Raw genomic sequence first — 17790 nt, 5'->3', positions numbered from 1 at the left:
CGCGTGCGGCCGGCCGCGGCCGTGTGGTTCGAGAGGGTGGCGCTGGCCGGCGTCACCCTCGACGTGCTGCACCTGAGCCTGTTGTTCGAGCGCCGCATCGCAGTCGACGGCGTGCCGCTCGCCGTCGCGTTCACCGTGCTCATCCCGCTGCTCACCGCCGCGCTGGTACTGTTCGTGACGCGCCGGGGCAGCCGGACGGCGCGCTGGCTGTTCGCGGGACTGGTCGCGCTCGCCGTCGTTGCCGCCTTCAATATTGGCACCGAGGCATGGTCGCGCGACGTTGCGGTCGCGGTCGGCGTGGCGGCGCTGGCGCTCCAGCTGGGCAGCCTGAACCTGTTGTTTGCGCCATCCGTAACGCGCTGGATGCGCATCTGCCGCGAGGGGTCTAGGCCCGCCTGACTGCCCCCCGCTTGCCCTGCCCGCTTGCCAAGCCCCATATCATGCGCGTAGGGGCCGCCCCGCCTGACGCCACCCCGGCGGCGACCCCGGAGACCTAGATGCAAGTCGTCATCGTGGAATCGCCCGCCAAAGCGAAGACCATCGAAAAATACCTCGGCCCCGGCTTCAAGGTGCTCGCCAGCTACGGCCATATCCGCGACCTGCCGCCCAAGGACGGCTCGGTCGATCCCGAGAACGGCTTTGCGATGCAGTGGGAGCTGTACGGCGACAAGGCCAAGCAGTTGAAGGCCATCGCCGACGCCAGCAAGGGCGCCGACCGGATCATCCTGGCGACCGACCCCGACCGCGAGGGCGAGGCGATCGCGTGGCACCTGCTCGAATGGCTGAAGGGTCGCAAGGCGGTGCCCAAGGGCGGCACGGCGCGCGTCACCTTCAACGCGATCACCAAGGCGACCGTGCTCGACGCGATGGCGCACCCGCGCGAGCTCGATGACGCGCTGATCGACGCCTACAAGGCGCGGCGCGCGCTCGATTATCTGGTCGGCTTCACCCTGTCGCCGGTGCTGTGGCGCAAGCTGCCCGGCGCCAAGTCGGCGGGGCGCGTCCAGTCGGTGGCGCTGCGCATCGTCGTCGACCGCGAGCGCGAGATCGAGGCGTTTCGCGCCCGCGAATATTGGACGGTGCAGGCGGTGTTCGCCGCCGCGAGCGGCGCGACCTTCACCGCGCGGCTCAGCCTGTTCCACGGCAAGAAGCTCGACAAGTTCGACCTGACCAACGAGCAGGACGCGCACCGTGCCCGCGCCGAGGTCGAGGCCGGCCGCTTCACCGTGTCGGCGGTCGAGACCAAGCCCGTCACGCGCAACCCCTACCCGCCGTTCACCACCTCGACGCTGCAGCAGGAAGCGTCGCGCAAGCTGGGCTTCACCGCCAGCCACACGATGCGCGTCGCGCAGGGCCTCTATGAAGAGGGCCACATCACCTACATGCGGACCGACGGCGTGCAGATCGGCGCCGAATCGATCGCCGTGATCCGCGACGTGATCGGCAAGGAGTTCGGCCGCGACGCGCTGCCCGAAAAGGCGCGCCACTACGCGACGAAGGCCAAGAATGCGCAGGAAGCGCACGAGGCGATCCGCCCGACCGAGCCGTCGAAGCGCCACGCCGGTTCGGCCGACGCCGCGAAGCTGTACGACCTGATCTGGAAGCGCACGATCGCCAGCCAGATGGCGTCGGCGCGGCTTGAGCGCACCAGCGTCGACCTGCTGTCCGACGACGGCCGCACCGGCCTGCGCGCCTCGGGTCAGGTCGTCGTCTTCGAAGGCTTCATGGCGGTCTATAACGAGAGCCGCGACGAGACCCCGGCCGACGGCGACGAGGACGACGGCAAGCGCCTGCCCCGCTTGACCCAGGGCGAGACCCCGGTGGTCAACGACGTGACCGCCGACCAGCATTTCACCGAGCCACCCCCGCGCTTTTCGGAAGCGACGCTCGTCAAGAAGCTCGAGGAGCTCGGCATTGGTCGCCCCTCGACCTATGCCTCGATCCTGCAGACGCTGCGCGATCGCAGCTATGTCCGCATCGAGAAGAACCGCTTCTTCGCCGAGGAGAAGGGCCGGCTGGTCACTGCCTTCCTCGAACGCTTCTTCGAGAAATATGTCGGCTACGACTTCACCGCCGAGCTCGAGACCGAGCTCGACGAGGTATCCGCGGGCGACCTCGACTATCTGACCGTGCTCGGCCGTTTCTGGACCGAGTTCGAGGCGCGCACCAAGGACATGCTCGACATGCGCCCGTCCGACGTGACGGTGGCGCTCGACGAGTTTCTGGCGCCCCTGCTCTTCCCGCCCAAGGACGACGGCACCGACCCGCGTCTGTGCACGACGTGCGGGACCGGCCGCCTGAGCCTGAAGACCGGCAAGTTCGGCGCTTTCATCGCCTGCTCGAACTATCCCGAGTGCCGCTACACCCGCCAGTTCGCGGGCGACCCGTCGGAGGCGAGCGTCAACGGCGGTGCGCCGCTGCTGCTCGGCACCGATCCCGTGTCGGGGGAACCGGTGTCATTGCGGTCGGGCCGCTTCGGCGTCTACGTCCAGCTCGGTGACGACGGACCCAAGGACGCGCCCAAGCCACCCCGCGCCTCGATCCCCAAGGACGTGACGGTCGCCGGCCCCGACGACCTCGACATGGCGCTGCGCCTCCTCGCGCTGCCGCGTGAAGTCGGCATCCACCCCGAGACCGGCGAAAAGATCGTCGCGAGCATCGGCCGCTACGGCCCCTACCTCCAGCACAACGGCAAGTATGCGCGCCTGACCTCGACCGCGGACGTGTTCGAGACGGGCATGAACGCCGCCGTGGTCAAGCTGGCGGAGGCGCTCGCCGCCGGCCCGCGGGCGCGCAACACGCCCGCGCCGCTGCGCGAGTTCGGTCCGCACCCGGTGAGCGGCGCGCCGATCCGCCTGATCGCCGGGCGCTTCGGCCAGTATCTTGCCGACGGGACCACCAATGCCACGGTGCCGAAGGATTCGGACGGCATGGCGCTGACCCTCGACGAGGCGGTCGCCCTGCTCGACGCGCGCGCCGCGATGCCGCCCAAGGGCAAGAAGAAGCCCGCGCCGAAGAAGAAGGCGGCCGCCGCCAAGCCTGCGGCGAAGAAGAAGGCGCCGCCAAAGGCCGCGAAAAAGCCGGCTAAATCCTCGACCTAAACGAAGGTTAACCAAAAACCGTCGGCTGGCCTTACACTCTATCGACGGCGTTTGGCGCCTCTCCACTGTAGCGGCGCGTTAACCTGTCTGGCATAGGCCATGCATGGCTACCCCCATCGTATCCAGGAGTAGCTTGCTTTGATTATGACCAAAATCGTCGGCGCCGCGCTCGCGGCCGCCCTGCTCGCCGGCTCGGCCAGCGCCCTTACCACCGTCACCGTCGAGGCCGCCGGTGTCCAGAACACCACGCTCGCCACGACGTCGGGGGTCGAGAATTTCGACAGCCTGAGTGGCTATACCTTTCCCTATGTCTCGACCTTCGGCGGCAGCCCCTGGACGGGGTCGTTCAACGGGGTGCTGAGCACGGGCGCGGACGCCTATGGCGGCGCTGGCGGTACCGGCAGGTACGAGACCGTCCAGGGCGAGCAGATCCTGACTCTGAGCGGCCCCGCGACCGACTATTTCGGGCTCTGGGCGTCGGCGCTCGACGGTGGCAACACGGTCGCCTTCTACAAGAACGGCGCGCTGATCGACACGATCAGCCTCGTCATGGTGGCACTCGACGACAGCTACGACGGCAACCCGAACCCGCCCTACAACGGGCAGGACATCGGCGAGAAATATGCCTTCTTCAATTTCGTCGTGGCCGGCGGCTATGATGAGGTTCACCTGATCCAGAATCTCGGTGGCGGATTCGAGCTCGACAACGTCACCGTCGGCACCCTCGCCGCGGTGCCCGAGCCCGCCAGTTGGGCGATGATGATCGCCGGCTTTGCGCTCGTTGGCCTCGGCATGCGCCGCCGCTCTGTCGCCGCCGCCTGATCGCCTGTTTCGAACGACTTGAAGGCCGCCCCTCACCGGGCGGCCTTTTCGTTGCGCGAACCAGCCGTTCCATAAGCCGCCGCATCATTTCGCTGCCGTGTCGGATATTCTTACACTGTTAACCTTCGTTACGAAGTCGTCTCTATAGAATTCAAGCAATTAGCGACGTTAACCCGTTTGGCACGGGTTTTGCAGATCCGGCAGCACTCGGTTTCGAGTTGTTAAGTCTGGAGAATTTTCGATGACCTTCAAGTCCCTGGCCCTCGCCGCCGCGCTGTTCGGCGCGACTGCCGCACAGGCCGTCACCATCGTCACCGTCGAGGCGCCCGGCCTGGTGTCGACGACGCGCGACCTCGCCGTCAGCGCCGTCGAGGATTTCGACGCCCAGCCGACGGGCGGCAGCGTCGTGCCCGTCAACACCAGCTTCGCCGCGATCGGCGTGACGGGTATCTTTACCTCGACGCAGATCCTCGCCGCCGACCAGTACACCGGCGCCGACGGCGTCGGTAACGGTGTCGCGGTCCGCGAGACCGGCGACCTGGAGATCAGCTTCACCGGAACGCCGCTCGACTATTTCGGCGTCTGGGCATCGGCGCTCGATGCCAACAACACCGTCAGCTTCTACAACGGCACGACGCTGCTCAGCAGCACCAACCTGACCGCCTTTCCGCTGTCGGGCGCCTATAGCGGCAACCCGAGCGGCCCCTTTGCCGGTGCCAACGGCGGCGAGAAGTACGCCTTCTTCAACTTCCACGTGACCGAGGGCTTCAACCGCGTCGTGCTGTCGCAGAACGGCGGCGGCGGCTTCGAGCTCGACAACATCACGATCGGCGCGACGGTCCCCGAGCCCGCCGCCTGGGCGATGATGATCACCGGCTTCGGCCTGGTCGGCCTCGGCATGCGTCGTCGCATGCCCGTCGTCACCGCCTGATCGACCGACCTCGACGAGACGAAGGCCGCCCCTTACCGGGCGGCCTTTTTCGTTACGCGATGCGTCTCTTGTCATGTCCGCGGCGTTCAATGCGCGCGACAACCAAGGAGCGTTACGCATGAGCATTTTCGGCAAGATCATGGACAAGATTCTGGGCCGCAGCCCCGCTGCTGCCGCCCCCGCTCCGGCCGCGCGTCCGGCTGCAGCCCCCGGGGTCGCCCCCGTCGCCAAGCCCGCCGTTGCAGCCGCTCCCGCAGGCGCTGCGCCGGTCGATGTCGAGGCGGTGCTCAGCCAGATGGCGGGCGGTGCAGCCGGCGGCGGCGGCAACTGGCGGACGTCGATCGTCGACCTGCTCAAGCTGCTCGACCTCGACTCGGATATGGCCGCGCGTCGCGAACTGGCCGAGGAACTGGGCGTCCATGCCGGTGAGCACGGTTCGGCCGAGCAGAACATCGCGCTCCACAAGGCGGTGATGGCGAAGCTGGCGGCGAACGGCGGCAAGGTGCCCGCGAGCATGCAGGACTAGGAACTTGCCGGGGCGGCGCGTGCCGCGCATGAGCATGTGATGCCGCGCCGCCCCCCTCCTCCACCCCCCGGCCTGCCGACGCGCGAGGCCGTGCTGCGCTTCGTCGCCGACAGCCCCACCGCAGTCGGCAAGCGCGAGATCGCCAAGGCGTTCGGCCTGCACGCGCAGGACAAGATCGCGCTCAAGGCGCTGCTCAAGGAAATGGCCGACGCGGGCGAACTCGAGGTCGGCCCCGGCCGCACCGTTCACCGCGGCGGCGGCCTGCCCAGGGTCACCGTCCTGCGGATCATCGAGGCCGGCGACGGCGAGTGCGTCGCGGTGCCCGACGCGTGGGACCGCGGCACCCCGCCGCCGCGCATCCGCGTCAACGAGGGCCGCAGCCGCAGCGCCCTCGGGGTCAACGACCGGGTGCTGGCGCGTATCGAGGAACAGGGCAGCGGCTACCGCGCCTTCCCGATGAAGACGCTCGCCAAGTCCGAGGAGTTCGTCCTCGGCATCCTGCGCAAGGAAGCGCTGGGCTACCGTCTCGTCCCCGTCGACAAGAAGGCGCGGATCGACTTCGCCGTCCTCGACCGCGGCGACGCCGAGCCCGGCGACCTGGTGCTCGCCGAACCCTCGGGCCGCCCGCCGCGCCAGCACGCACGTGTCGTCGAGGTGCTGGGCGACCCGTTTGCGCCGCGCAGCTTCTCGCTGATCGCGATCCACGCCAAGGGCATCCCACACGCCTTCAACGCCGAGACGATCGCCGACGCCGACCGCGCCGCCGCGCTGCCGTTGGGCGAGCGCGAGGACCTGCGGCACCTGCCGATCCTGACGATCGACCCCGCCGACGCGCGCGACCACGACGACGCGGTCTGGGCGGCCCCCCGCGACGACGGCGGCTGGGATGCGGTCGTGGCGATCGCCGACGTGTCCTTCTACGTCCGCGAGGGCTCGCCCCTCGACCGCTCGGCGCGCGAGCGGGGCAACTCGGTGTACTTTCCCGACCGGGTCGTGCCGATGCTGCCCGAAGCGCTGTCGGCGGACGCCTGCTCATTGGTCGAGGGCGCCGACCGCGCCGTGCTGGCGTGCCATCTGACGATCTCGCCCGAGGGGAAGCTGGTCGCGCACCGGTTTTCGCGCGCGGTGATCTGGTGTGTGGTCAATATCTCGTATGAGGATGCGCAGGCGGCGATCGACAGTAGCGCGGGCGCAGAGCTCGATGTCCTTCGCCACCTCTGGGGCGCCTGGGGCGCCCTGTCGAAGGCCCGCGACGCGCGCTCCCCGCTCGACCTCGACCTGCCCGAACGCCGCGTCCGCCTCGACGAAGCCGGCCGCATCGCCGCCATCGAGGTCCGCGAGCGCCTCGATGCGCATCGCGTCATCGAGGATTTCATGATCGCCGCGAACGTCGCCGCCGCGCTGGCGCTGGAGGCGAAGCGCACCGCCTGCATGTACCGCGTGCACGAGGCGCCAGGCCGCGAGAAGCTGGTTGCGCTGAAGGACTATCTCGAGACCTTCGGCATCCCCTTCGCGCTCGGCCAGGTCATCCAGCCGCGCACCTTCAACAAGCTGCTAAACGACGCCAAAGCGACCGAGTACAGTCAGCAGATCAGCGAGCAGGTGCTGCGCACGCAGACCCAGGCCTATTACTCGCCCGACAACAAGGGGCATTTCGGGCTGGCGCTGGCGAGCTACGGCCATTTCACCTCGCCGATCCGCCGCTATGCCGATCTCGTCGTCCACCGCGCGCTGGTCCGCGCCTACAAGCTGGGCGACGGCGGGCTGAGCGACGCCGCGGCGGGCACGATGGCGCGCACCGCCGAACATATCTCGATGACCGAGCGCCGCGCGATGGAGGCCGAGCGCGACACGCTCGACCGCTATGTCGCCGCGCACCTCGCAACCAAGGTCGGCGAGACGCTGGGCACGCGCATCACCGGCGTCGCGCGCTTCGGCTTCTTCGCGACGGTCGACGGGATCGGCGGCGACGGGCTGGTGCCGGTATCGACGCTGGGCGACGAGCGCTTCGTCTTCGACGAGGGGCTCAAGCGGCTGGAGGGCATCGAGACCGGCACCGCCTTCGTCCCCGGCCAGCGCCTCGACCTGCGCCTCGTCGAGGCCAACCCGATCACCGGGGCCCTGCGCTTCGAACTCCCCTTGGGCGAAGGCGCGACCCGCCCCCGGCAGGACCGCGTGCGCACCGGGCGGCGGGCGGGACAGTCGCGGGTGCCCAGGGGCGTGCGCCGGGGGCGGTGAGCCTTGACTTTTGCCCCCCTGCCAGCCACTAGCGCGCTTCGTTTGCGCCTGGCCCTGCCTGCTGCGCTCAACAGGACTGTGACATGGCCAAGCCGACTACCCTCAAGATCAAGCTCGTGTCGACCGCCGACACGGGGTTCTACTACGTCACCAAGAAGAACCCGCGCTCGCCGAACACCACGGAAAAGCTGAGCTTCCGCAAGTATGACCCCGTCGTGCGCAAGCATGTCGAGTTCAAGGAAGCCAAGATCAAGTAAGCGGCGTTTTGTGCGCTTGTCCGGGCGCGCCGATCCGCTAAGTCCAGCCGCGTGATCCGCGAGCGCCGCCCTGCCGAAGACGACGCGACGCTGGCGCTTCGCGCACTCGCGCATATCGCGGGCGACTACGACCTCGGGCCTCGCCTGCTCGAGATGACCGGCATGGACGCGGCCTCGCTGCGCGCGCGAGCGGGCGAGCCGGCGGTGCTGGCCGCCGTCCTCAACTTTCTGACCGCACACGAGCCCAGCCTGATCGAGGTCGCCGAGGCGCTCGACGTGCCGCCGCAGCGTCTTGCCGATGCCGCGATGCGGCTCGACACATGAGGCCGCTGCTGATCTGCGACTGCGACGAGGTGCTGCTGCACTTCGTCGGGCCGTTCCAGGACTACCTGCGCGACACGCACGAGCTGAGCCTCGGCCTCGATACCTTCGCGCTGAGCGGCAACATCCGCCGCGCCGACGGCAGCACGGTCGAGCAGGCCGACTTCATGCCGCTGCTCAACGGTTTCTTCGACACGCACATGACGACCCAGACCCCTGCCTCCGGCGCGGCCAACGCCTTGGCGCGCATCGCCGAGGTCGCGGACATCGTCATCCTGACCAATATCGCCGACCATCACGCAGCTGTCCGGACAAGCGAGCTGGCGCGCCTCGGCATGCCGTACCGCGTCATCGGCAACTCGGGACCGAAGGGCGTGCCGGTCGCGGCGCTGGTCGAGAGCTTCATGGCGACGCGCAGCGTTTTCGTCGACGACCTGCCGCACCATCACTCATCGGTCCGCAAGCACGTCCCCGAGGTGCATCGCCTGCACATGGTGGCCGACCCGCGGCTGCGCGACCTGATCCCGCAGGCGAACGACGCCGACGCGCGGATCGACGACTGGGACACCGCGCTGCCGCATATCCTGAACTTCATGGAGGGCTGAGATGATCGCCGAACGCCTGGGCCAGCTGGGTATCGTCCTGCCGCACGCCGCCGCACCGGCTGCCAACTACGTGCCGGGCGTCGTCCACGCCGGGCTGCTCCACATCTCGGGCCAGATCCCGTTCGACGAGAATGGCGACCTGATCCGCGGGCGGCTGGGCGAGGACATGACGATGAAGGAAGGCGCGGCGGCCGCGCGCCGCTGCGGCATCGGGCTGCTCGCGCAGATGAACGCGGTGCTGGGCGACCTCGACAAGGTGCGCCGGGTCGTCAAGCTGGGCGTCTTCGTCGCGTCGACGCCCAATTTCACCGACCAGCCCAAGGTCGCCAACGGCGCGTCGGACCTGATGGTCGAGGTGTTCGGGGAGCGTGGACGTCATGCGCGCAGTGCGGTCGGCGTGGCGGCGCTGCCGCTCGGCGTGGCGGTCGAGATCGACGCGATCATCGCCGTCGATGCCTGAGACGGTCGCGCGCATCCTTCGGCGTGCACGCGATCTACCGGCGGCCGAGTGGAACGCCTGCGCCGGACCCGGCAACCCTTTCCTGCAGCACGCATTCTTCGTCGCGCTCGAGGAGTCCGAGAGCGCGGTGCCCGCGACCGGCTGGCAGCCGGTGCACCTCGTCGTCGACGGCGCGGACAGCAAGGCGGCGGCGATCCTGCCTGCGTATCTCAAGTCGCACAGCCAGGGCGAATATGTCTTCGATCATAGCTGGGCGGACGCGTGGCGGCGCGCCGGTGGGCGCTATTACCCCAAGCTCCAGTCGTGCGTGCCCTTCACCCCCGCGACCGGCGCGCGGCTGCTGCTGCGTGACCCCGCCCTCGCCCCCGCATTGCTCGGCGCGGCGGAGGCGCTGACCGTCCAGAACGGCCTGTCGTCGGCGCATGCGACATTCATCGAGCCGGAGCAGGTGGCGGCGTTCGAGGCCGCCGACTGGCTGGTGCGCGTCGACCAGCAGTTTCACTGGGTCAACGACGGCTATGCGAGTTTCGATGACTTCCTCGCCGACCTGAGCAGCCGCAAGCGCAAGCAGATCCGGAAAGAGCGCGTGATGCAGCCGGGCATCGAGATCGAGATGCTGACCGGCGACCAGATCACCGAGGCACACTGGGACGATTTCTGGGAGTTCTATCAGGACACCGGCGCGCGCAAATGGGGCCAGCCCTACCTGACGCGTGACTTCTTCAGCCGACTCGGGGCGACGATGGGCGACCGCGTGCTGCTGGGGCTGGCCAGGCGCGGCAGCCGCGCGGTCGCGGGTGCCCTTAACCTGATCGGCGACGACTGCCTGTACGGCCGCTACTGGGGCTGCCGCGAGGACGTGCCCTTCCTACACTTCGAACTCTGCTACTACCGCGCAATCGACTGGGCGATCGCGAACGGCCGCGCGCGGGTCGAGGCGGGCGCGCAAGGGTCGCACAAGCTGGCGCGCGGCTACCGCCCGACGCCGACCTACAGCGCACACTTCATCCCCGATCCGGGTTTCCGCCGCGCCGTCGGCAACTTCCTCCAGGCCGAGCGCGAGGCGGTCGTCGAGCATATCGAGGCGCTCGACGAGCACGGCCCCTTCCGCAAAGGCTGAGGCGCGGCTATCGTCGCCCGCGGGGCCGGAGAACGACGATGCGACGCTACTGGCCGATCCTGCTGATCCTCGCCGCTGCCCCCTGCGCCGCGCAGCCCGGCACCGTCTACCGCCTGACGCCCGACGAGATCGCCAAGGCCTCCAAGGCCCCCGCCGTCGACCCGCTGTTCGACCGCTCGCTGTTCGACGAGACCGAGGTCCGCCGCGACCGCCGCGTCCATGGCGAGGTCGGCGCGTTCGTCGGCACCGGCGGGGCGCGCGGCGTGTTCGGCACGGCGGAGATGCCGCTGGGCGACAAGGGCTTCGCGGCATTCTCCTTCGAACACAGCGACTACGGGCGGGAGCGGCAGCGGCGGCGTTGAGGCCTAGCTGGCGGCAAGGCCCAGCGCGGTCTTGATCTGATCGCTGAGCACGATCATCGCGGTGATTAGTCCGATGATGGTTATGGATGCCGAAACGATAAATCCTTTGCCCGGAAGATTTTTGACGCGTTCATCAAGGCGTGCAAGATCAACCTTTAAACCAGAAACATCGACACGTAGCTCACCTACGTCGCGCTTGATAAACTCTAAGCTCGTTTCCAAATGGGTGACGCGCCTCTCCATACCGTCATAGGTGCCACCGCCCCCGTCGGAATTCAAGACCGCGTCGGTCAGCCTCTTGTCAGCCCGGGCCTTTTCAAAGTCGACAACGTTACGATTAAACGTCCGGCTCACGAAAATTCACCAGTCCGACCTTTAACAACGAGAGCATCGCGCTCTACCTCGAATTCTTTGTCTATTCGGTCATACCGCTCCGTCATCTCTTTAATATAGTCCTTGTTTCCGATACTAACTGCGATTGCTAGCGTTCGGGCTGCGTGCGCAAGCAAATCTACTTTCAGTAAAATAGACCAAAGCTGCCCCTTGGTGACAGGTTCTGCGATTTTCTCAGCATCATATTCAAGGCCTTGGTCATCCATTGATCGAACCTTCAACCGCCTGCGCCAACATCACGCCGCACAAATGCGCGCGATACTCGGCCGAGCAGTGGATGTCGCTGCTGAGATCGCCGTCTTCGAGGGTCAGGCCTGCGACTGCGCCTGCGTCGAAGCTGGCGGTGAGCGCCGCCTCGGCCTCGGTCCAGCGGAAGGCGCCCGGGCCGGCACCGGTTACCGCGACCCGCACGCCGTCGGTGAAGCGCGCGACGTACACCGCAGCGACCGCGTAGCGCGATGCGGGGTGGCGGAACTTGGCGTAGGCACTCGCCGTGGGCACGCGGAAGCCGACGCGGGTGACGATCTCGCCGTCGCTCAGCGCGGTTGCGAACATGCCCTGGAAGAAATCGCCGGCGCCGTACTCGGCACGGTCGGTGACGATCGTCGCGTCGAGCGCGAGGCACGCTGCGGGATAGTCGGCGGCGGGGTCGTTGTTGGCGATGACGCCGCCCAGCGTGCCCTTGGCGCGGACCTGCGGGTCGCCGATCAGCAGCGCCAGCGCCGACAGACCGGGGATCGCCGCCTCGACGGTCGCGTCCTCCGCCACCGCCGCGTGGGTGGTCAGCGCGCCGACCCACAACCGGTCGCCGTCGCGCGTCACGCCGGTCAGACCCGGCAGGCGCGACAGGTCGACCAGGGTCTCGGGCGCGCGCAGCCGGGCCTTCATCGCCGGGATCAGCGTATGGCCGCCCGCGAGGTACGCCGCGTCGCCGCTCGCCGCGAAGGCCGCTGCCGCTTCGGCGACCGACGCCGGACGAACGAGATCGAAATCACGCATCGTGCATCGCCTTTGCGCCCGCCGCGATCGCCGCGACGATGTTGATGTACCCGGTGCAGCGGCACAGATTGCCCTCGAGCTCGTGCGCGATCACCCCCGGCGTCACGTCCGCGCCATGGCGCTGCGCGATGCCGATACCCGCGATCACCATGCCGGGCGTGCAGAAGCCGCACTGCAGCGCGTGATGCTCGCGGAACGCCGCCTGCATCGGGTGGAGCGTTTCACCCGCGGCCAGCCCCTCGACCGTCGTCACCGCCGCACCGTCGAGCGTCGCGACGAGCGCGGTGCACGCCTTCACCGGCACGCCGTCGATCAGCACGTTGCACGCGCCGCACTGGCTGGTCTCGCACCCGATATGCGTGCCGGTAAGGCCGAGGTGGTCGCGCAGATATTCGACGAGCAGGGTCGCCGAGGGCACGTCGGCGCTATGCGCGATGCCGTTGATGGTCAGTCCGGTCATGAGCGCATCGCCTTCAATCCAGCCGCCTGTTCGGCGATGCAGCGCGAGCCCAGCTCGCTCGCCCTGGCGCGTTCCCACCAGGCCGCAAGGCCGGGCCGGTCGGCGATCAGCGCACCGGTCTGCATCGCCCGGTCGAGCGCGTCGTAGAAGAAGAACAGCGGGATCAGCGCGGCATCGGCGACCGAAAAGGCGTCGCCGACGACGAAGACATCGTCGTCCTTCCGGAAATGCTCGATGAACCCCAGTCCCTCGGCGGTGCCAGCCTTGGCAGGCGCGATGCCGTCGGGATGATCGCGCCCGCCGAACAGGCCGCGCAGGTGCGGGACGACGTAGATGTCGGCGATGCGCACGATCAGCCGGCACCGCGCCGCGGCCTGCGGCTCGCTCGGTGCGAGACTGGGGCCGCTGAGCTTGCGGTCGAGATAGTCGGTGATCGCCTGGCTTTCGGGCAGCGCGAAGCCGTCGTCGTCGACGAGCAGCGGCATCTTGCCGATCGGCGACAGCGCCAGATATTCGGGCGACTTGATGCCACCTTCGAACGGCTCGGGTTCCAGCTCATGCCCCTTGGCGCGCGCCGCGAGCACCGGCCGCATCACGAATGGCGAAAGTTTCGCGCCGTACAGGTGCATCGTCGTGTCCCCCCTAGTCGATCAGCCCGAGCGCGGTCTTGTAGGTGTCGAGCAGCGCCTCGGCCTCCTGGCGTGCCGCCTTCTCCATCTTTCGCAGGCGGACGATGGCACGCATCGTCTTGGTGTCGAACCCCGTACCCTTGGCCTCGGCGTACACATCCTTGATGTCGTCCGCGAGAGCCTTCTTGTCCTCTTCGAGGCGCTCGATCCGCTCGATGAACAGCCGCAGCTGTTCGGCGGAGACGTTTTCCGTCGACATTCTTACTCCCGGTGATTCGTATTCGGGCAAGCTAGGGCAAGCGGCGCGCAGGCGCTACTGGGCGCGTCAGGGTTCGCTTGCCGAGGGCGGGTCGCTGGCCGGGAAACTGTCGGCGAGCGCGGCGTCGAGCCGCTCGTTCCTCGCGACGCTCGCGGCCATGCGGTCGAGCTGTTCCTGCGTCGCCGCGGTCTGGTGCGCCGCCTTATACTCGGCATAGGGCATGCCGTAGACGAGCTCGCGGCCCTGTTCCTTCGAGATTCCCGCAGCTTCGGCGAGCCAGTCGCCCAGGCAGTTGCGGCAAAACCCGCCGACCCCCATCAGGTCGACGTTCTGGACGTCGGTGCGGTGACGCAGATGCGCGACCAGTCGGCGGAAGACAGCGGCTTCGGCGGCTTCGTTCATTGCTTTCTGCTCCTTGAGGTCGCGCTGCTATACCGCTAGCAGCGGCGCGCGCACAGGAGCAGCCGAGCCATGACCGACCCGCGCCGCCGCCGCGTGAAGATTCTCGCCACCCTCGGGCCCGCGTCCGCGAGCCTCGAGATGATCCGCAAATTGTTCGTGGCCGGCGCCGACGCCTTCCGCATCAACATGAGCCACGGCACGCCCGAGGCGCGCGCCTCGCTGATCGCGCACATCCGCACGCTGGAGAAGGAAACCGGCCGCCCGCTGACCGTTCTCGCCGACCTGCAGGGCCCGAAGCTGCGCGTCGGGCGCTTCGCCGAAGGGTCGATCGAACTGACGACCGGCGCGCGCTTCGTCCTCGACATGGACAAGACACCCGGCGACGCCACGCGGGTCGAGCTGCCGCACAAGGAGATTTTCGCCGCGCTGACGGTCGGCGCGCGCCTGCTGCTCGACGACGGCAAGATGGTGCTGCGCGTCGTCGAGGCGGCGCCCACGCGGCTGGTCACCGAGGTGGTGGTCGGCGGCAAATTGTCGAACAACAAGGGGCTGAACGTCCCCGACGTCGTCGTGCCGCTCGCGGCGCTGACCCCCAAGGACCGCACCGACCTTGCCTTCGCGCTCGACCATGGTGCCGACTGGATCGCGTTGAGCTTCGTCCAGCGCCCCGAGGATGTCGCCGAGGCGCGCGCCCTGATCGGCGGTCGCGCCGCGCTGCTCGCGAAGATCGAGAAGCCGCAGGCGATGGAGCGGCTTCACGAGATCCTCGAGCTTGCCGATGCGGTCATGGTCGCGCGCGGCGACCTTGGCGTCGAGCTGCCCCCCGAACAGGTCCCGCGTGCGCAGAAGCGCATCGTCGCGATGGCGCGCGCGCTGGGCAAGCCCGTCGTCGTCGCCACGCAGATGCTCGAATCGATGATCCAGTCGCCGTCGCCGACGCGCGCCGAGGTCAGCGACGTCGCCACCGCGATCTACGACGGCGCCGACGCGGTCATGCTGTCGGCCGAAAGCGCGGCAGGCAACTGGCCGGTCGAGGCGGTCGCGATGATGGACGCCATCGCCGACCAGGTCGAGGACGACCCCCTGTGGTACGCGCGCGTCCACTTCGCCGAGGCGGCGAGCGGCGCGACGACCGCGGACGCGATTTCGTCCGCCGGCGGCGCGATCGCGCGCACCGTGGGGGCGAAAGCGATTGCCTGCTTCACCATCACCGGCTCGACCGTGCGGCGCGTGGCGCGTGAGCGGGCCTCTGTGCCGATCCTGTGCCTGACGCCGGTGCTCGCCACCGCGCGCCGCATGGGGCTGGTGTGGGGCGTCCATGCGGTCACGACGCGCGACGTCGCGGGCTTCGAGGAGATGGTCGAGAAATCGAAGCGCATGGCGCTGCGCACCGGCCTGGGCAAAGGCGGCGACCTGCTCGTGCTGATCGCCGGGGTGCCCTTCTCGACGCCGGGCACGACTAACGTCGTCCATGTCGTGCGGCTGACGGGCAGCGAACTGACCGGATACTGAATCAGGCGCGACCGTTCGACCAACGTCACCCCTGCTTCGACAGACGACGCGGGGCGCATGGACGCTGGGTGTCACGCTTTGTAGTCATTGGGGATGGCCGACCCCGAACAGCCGCCGACCGGACGGGCACCGCCCCGCCTTGCGGTCCTGTCGATCCTTGGCTTCTGGGCGTTCTATTTCTCGCTCAACAGCATGCGCGCGGCGATGTGGGACGGGCCCGACCAATTCGACATGCTCGGACGGCGCGCGGTCGTCGCGGTCTTCGGCATCATGCTCACCGGGATCCTGTATCTCGTCCTGCGCCAGGTCGAGGGCCGGACGACGCGTACCTTAGTACTCACCGCGATCCTGGCGGCGGTACCGATCGCGCTCGCCTATTCGGCGATCAACTACATGGCCTTCTACGTCGTGTCGCCCAGCGAGAACACGCTTGCCGAGCTGGCGAAAAACCCGAAGAAGCTCGATTCGCCGCTGCACCACATCGTGGATTCGGCGGTCAGCTGGTATTTCTTCATCGTCGCCTGGGGCGTGCTGTGGGTGGCGATGGCCAATGCCGCGCGCGTCCGCCACGCCGAGCGCCAGGCGGCGCGCTACCAGGCCGAGGCACAGGCCGCTCAACTCCGCGCGCTGCGGTACCAGATCAACCCGCATTTCCTGTTCAACACGCTGAACTCGCTGTCGGCGCTGGTGCTGGCGGGGCGCAACGCCGACGCCGAGCGGATGATCATGACGCTGTCGACCTTCTTCCGCAGCAGTCTGACCGGCGACCCCGTCGCCGACGTGCCGCTGGCCGACGAGATCGCGATGCAGCGCCTGTACCTGGCGATCGAGGCGGTGCGCTTTCCCGAGCGCCTGCTGATCGACATCGATGTCCCCGACGCGCTCGCCGACGTGCGCGTGCCAGGGCTGATTCTGCAGCCGGTCGTCGAGAACGCGATCAAGCACGGGGTCGCGCCGACGCAGCGGCCGGTGACGGTATCGATCCGCGCACGCGCGGTCGGCGACTGGCTGGAGATCGTCGTCGAGGACGATGGCGCACCGGCGGGCACCGCGGCGCCGAGCACCGGCACCGGCATGCGCAACGTCTGCGAGCGCCTGGCCGCGCGCTTCGGCGAGCGCGCCCGCTGCGAGGCGGGACCGCGGCTCGGCGGCGGCTACCGCGTCGTGCTCGGCGTGCCGATGCCGACGACGCTGCGCTGGCTGCCCCGCCCCGCTGCCGCGCATGCCTGACGCACCGCTGCGGACGCTGATCGTCGACGACGAGCCGCTAGGGATCGAGCGGCTGCAGATCCTGTGCGCGAGCCTCCCCGAGATCAGGCTGGTCGGCAGCGCGGGCGATGCCTCCGCCGCGCTGCGCCTGATCGACGCGACGGCGCCCGAGCTGCTGCTGCTCGACATCACCATGCCGGGGATGAGCGGCATCGCGCTCGCGACGGAGCTGAGCCAGCGTCCCGTGCGCCCGCTGATCATCTTCTGCACGGCGTACGATAACTTCGCGGTTGCGGCCTTCGAGGTCGAGGCGGTCGATTATCTGCTCAAGCCCATTGACGCGGCGCGGCTGGCGCGGGCGGTGGCGCGGGCGCAGGCCAAGCGCGATGCCCCGGCGGCGGCGGCCGAGAGCAATTGGGCGAGCGAGTTCTGGGTGCCGCATCGCGGCGAAATCCTGCGCATCGACGTCGCGGCGATCGACCGGATCGAGGCCGAGCGCGACTATATGCGGCTGCACCTGGGCGAGCGGTCGTATCTGATGCACGCGACCATCGCCGCGTTGGAGCAGCGGCTCGACCCGCAGGCGTTCATCCGCCTGCACCGCTCGACGATCGTGCGGCGCGACCGGATCGCAGGCCTGCGGCGCGAGGGCGGCGGGACCTGGTCGGCGGTACTGACCGATGGCCGCGTCGCGTCCATCGGCCGTACTTATCTCGACGCGGCACGCGCCTTAACGCAGGGCTGACGCCTGGGCGCGGGGGGCGCTGCTGGCGGCGGCGAACTGTGTCGCGGCTTCGGCGCGGGCGACCGCGACCTGCATCTGCGCTTTCGCAGCTGCGCGGGCATCGCTGCTGCACTTCGCCATCGCCATGCGAAGCTTCAGGCTGGGCTCGTTGCTGACGCCGCAGACCTGGCGCACCGCACCGTTCAAGCGGCTCTCGAGGGTCGACTGGCCGGCAGCGGACGCGAGGTCAAGGTCGGCGTGCGAGACGGTGACCTGCGCCGGACCGGCACAGACGGGGACCGCGATCAGCAGCGGCACGAACAAGGTAAGACGGCGGAACATGGGGGCTCTCCTGCAAAGTCGGCGACGGCGCCAATCGCCGTCCCGCGCTTGCTAGGTGACCACCCGGACGGCGTCGCGGTGGCTTCGTTCAAGGCTTCCCGCGCTTCGACGGGGGTCG

The 17790-nt window shown here is 68.7% G+C and carries 23 protein-coding genes; 15 read left to right on the top strand and 8 right to left on the bottom strand.

Annotated elements, in window-relative coordinates; all coding sequences use genetic code 11:
* Positions 1 to 3: 3 nt before the first annotated feature.
* The 12 genes from FMM06_RS02225 to FMM06_RS02170 all read left to right on the top strand — a co-directional run bounded on the left by FMM06_RS02225 (position 4) and on the right by FMM06_RS02170 (position 10743).
* Positions 4 to 399 carry a hypothetical protein gene (locus FMM06_RS02225; protein WP_143554590.1) on the top strand — a complete coding sequence of 132 codons (396 nt, stop codon included), beginning with the start codon at positions 4 to 6 and terminating at the stop codon, positions 397 to 399.
* Between the two features lie 98 nt (positions 400 to 497).
* The gene (gene topA, locus FMM06_RS02220; RefSeq protein WP_143554589.1) at positions 498 to 3101 is read left to right on the top strand and encodes a type I DNA topoisomerase; all 2604 of its coding nucleotides are present in this window, start codon (positions 498 to 500) and stop codon (positions 3099 to 3101) included.
* A 144-nt stretch (positions 3102 to 3245) separates the two neighbouring features.
* A complete protein-coding gene (locus tag FMM06_RS02215; RefSeq protein WP_143554588.1) occupies positions 3246 to 3923 on the top strand; it encodes an Npun_F0296 family exosortase-dependent surface protein in 678 nt (225 codons plus the stop codon).
* A gap of 241 nt (positions 3924 to 4164) precedes the next feature.
* Positions 4165 to 4854, top strand: coding sequence for an Npun_F0296 family exosortase-dependent surface protein (locus FMM06_RS02210; RefSeq protein ID WP_143554587.1), 690 nt, complete (start codon positions 4165 to 4167; stop codon positions 4852 to 4854).
* 118 nt (positions 4855 to 4972) lie between these two features.
* Entirely contained in the window at positions 4973 to 5380 is a 408-nt protein-coding gene (locus FMM06_RS02205; protein WP_143554586.1) for a DUF3597 family protein, read from the top strand.
* A gap of 39 nt (positions 5381 to 5419) precedes the next feature.
* Positions 5420 to 7618: a ribonuclease R family protein gene (locus tag FMM06_RS02200; RefSeq protein WP_143554585.1), complete on the top strand. Its 2199-nt coding sequence runs from the start codon at positions 5420 to 5422 to the stop codon at positions 7616 to 7618.
* An 83-nt stretch (positions 7619 to 7701) separates the two neighbouring features.
* Positions 7702 to 7875, top strand: coding sequence for a 50S ribosomal protein L33 (gene rpmG, locus FMM06_RS02195; protein WP_143554584.1), 174 nt, complete (start codon positions 7702 to 7704; stop codon positions 7873 to 7875).
* Positions 7876 to 7926: 51 nt separating this feature from the next.
* Entirely contained in the window at positions 7927 to 8199 is a 273-nt protein-coding gene (locus tag FMM06_RS02190) for a DUF3572 family protein (RefSeq protein WP_235889021.1), read from the top strand.
* Positions 8196 to 8801, top strand: coding sequence for an HAD family hydrolase (locus FMM06_RS02185; protein ID WP_143554583.1), 606 nt, complete (start codon positions 8196 to 8198; stop codon positions 8799 to 8801). The genes FMM06_RS02190 and FMM06_RS02185 overlap by 4 nt, the downstream gene beginning before the upstream one ends.
* Position 8802: 1 nt before the next feature.
* Positions 8803 to 9261: a RidA family protein gene (locus FMM06_RS02180; protein ID WP_143554582.1), complete on the top strand. Its 459-nt coding sequence runs from the start codon at positions 8803 to 8805 to the stop codon at positions 9259 to 9261.
* The gene (locus FMM06_RS02175; RefSeq protein WP_143554581.1) at positions 9254 to 10381 is read left to right on the top strand and encodes a GNAT family N-acetyltransferase; all 1128 of its coding nucleotides are present in this window, start codon (positions 9254 to 9256) and stop codon (positions 10379 to 10381) included. The genes FMM06_RS02180 and FMM06_RS02175 overlap by 8 nt, the downstream gene beginning before the upstream one ends.
* A 38-nt stretch (positions 10382 to 10419) precedes the next feature.
* Positions 10420 to 10743 carry a hypothetical protein gene (locus FMM06_RS02170; protein WP_143554580.1) on the top strand — a complete coding sequence of 108 codons (324 nt, stop codon included), beginning with the start codon at positions 10420 to 10422 and terminating at the stop codon, positions 10741 to 10743.
* Positions 10744 to 10746: 3 nt separating this feature from the next.
* Here the strand turns inward: FMM06_RS02170 and FMM06_RS02165 are convergent, their stop codons facing one another.
* The 7 genes from FMM06_RS02165 to FMM06_RS02135 all read right to left on the bottom strand — a co-directional run bounded on the left by FMM06_RS02165 (position 10747) and on the right by FMM06_RS02135 (position 13885).
* Complete coding sequence (locus tag FMM06_RS02165; RefSeq protein ID WP_143554579.1) at positions 10747 to 11097, bottom strand: hypothetical protein; 351 nt, start codon at positions 11095 to 11097, stop codon at positions 10747 to 10749.
* A complete protein-coding gene (locus FMM06_RS02160) occupies positions 11094 to 11342 on the bottom strand; it encodes a hypothetical protein (protein ID WP_143554578.1) in 249 nt (82 codons plus the stop codon). Before FMM06_RS02160 ends, FMM06_RS02165 begins: the two co-directional genes overlap by 4 nt.
* Positions 11335 to 12135 carry an FAD binding domain-containing protein gene (locus FMM06_RS02155; protein WP_143554577.1) on the bottom strand — a complete coding sequence of 267 codons (801 nt, stop codon included), beginning with the start codon at positions 12133 to 12135 and terminating at the stop codon, positions 11335 to 11337. The genes FMM06_RS02160 and FMM06_RS02155 overlap by 8 nt, the downstream gene beginning before the upstream one ends.
* Positions 12128 to 12595, bottom strand: coding sequence for a (2Fe-2S)-binding protein (locus FMM06_RS02150; protein WP_143554576.1), 468 nt, complete (start codon positions 12593 to 12595; stop codon positions 12128 to 12130). The genes FMM06_RS02155 and FMM06_RS02150 overlap by 8 nt, the downstream gene beginning before the upstream one ends.
* Positions 12592 to 13224, bottom strand: a complete 633-nt coding sequence (locus FMM06_RS02145; protein ID WP_143554575.1) for a glutathione S-transferase family protein — start codon at positions 13222 to 13224, stop codon at positions 12592 to 12594. The genes FMM06_RS02150 and FMM06_RS02145 overlap by 4 nt, the downstream gene beginning before the upstream one ends.
* 13 nt (positions 13225 to 13237) lie before the next feature.
* Entirely contained in the window at positions 13238 to 13483 is a 246-nt protein-coding gene (locus FMM06_RS02140; RefSeq protein ID WP_143554574.1) for a DUF2312 domain-containing protein, read from the bottom strand.
* Between the two features lie 66 nt (positions 13484 to 13549).
* Positions 13550 to 13885 (bottom strand): DUF1244 domain-containing protein, encoded by a 336-nt coding sequence (locus FMM06_RS02135; protein ID WP_143554573.1) that lies wholly within the window; start codon positions 13883 to 13885, stop codon positions 13550 to 13552.
* A gap of 69 nt (positions 13886 to 13954) precedes the next feature.
* Between FMM06_RS02135 and pyk the strand changes: the two genes are divergently transcribed.
* From pyk to FMM06_RS02120, 3 genes are all read left to right on the top strand, one after another.
* Positions 13955 to 15397 carry a pyruvate kinase gene (gene pyk, locus FMM06_RS02130; RefSeq protein ID WP_143554572.1) on the top strand — a complete coding sequence of 481 codons (1443 nt, stop codon included), beginning with the start codon at positions 13955 to 13957 and terminating at the stop codon, positions 15395 to 15397.
* Positions 15398 to 15490: 93 nt separating this feature from the next.
* Positions 15491 to 16627, top strand: a complete 1137-nt coding sequence (locus tag FMM06_RS02125) for a sensor histidine kinase (protein ID WP_143554571.1) — start codon at positions 15491 to 15493, stop codon at positions 16625 to 16627.
* Positions 16620 to 17351 (top strand): LytR/AlgR family response regulator transcription factor, encoded by a 732-nt coding sequence (locus tag FMM06_RS02120; protein WP_143554570.1) that lies wholly within the window; start codon positions 16620 to 16622, stop codon positions 17349 to 17351. The genes FMM06_RS02125 and FMM06_RS02120 overlap by 8 nt, the downstream gene beginning before the upstream one ends.
* Here the strand turns inward: FMM06_RS02120 and FMM06_RS02115 are convergent.
* Complete coding sequence (locus FMM06_RS02115; RefSeq protein WP_143554569.1) at positions 17337 to 17672, bottom strand: UrcA family protein; 336 nt, start codon at positions 17670 to 17672, stop codon at positions 17337 to 17339. The genes FMM06_RS02120 and FMM06_RS02115 overlap by 15 nt on opposite strands.
* Positions 17673 to 17790: the final 118 nt, after the last annotated feature.

The organism is Glacieibacterium frigidum (genome assembly GCF_007097155.1).
GTDB lineage: Bacteria > Pseudomonadota > Alphaproteobacteria > Sphingomonadales > Sphingomonadaceae > Glacieibacterium > Glacieibacterium frigidum.
The sequence above is the reverse complement of the archived record's forward strand: the minus strand, read 5'-3'. Positions and strand labels throughout refer to the sequence as shown.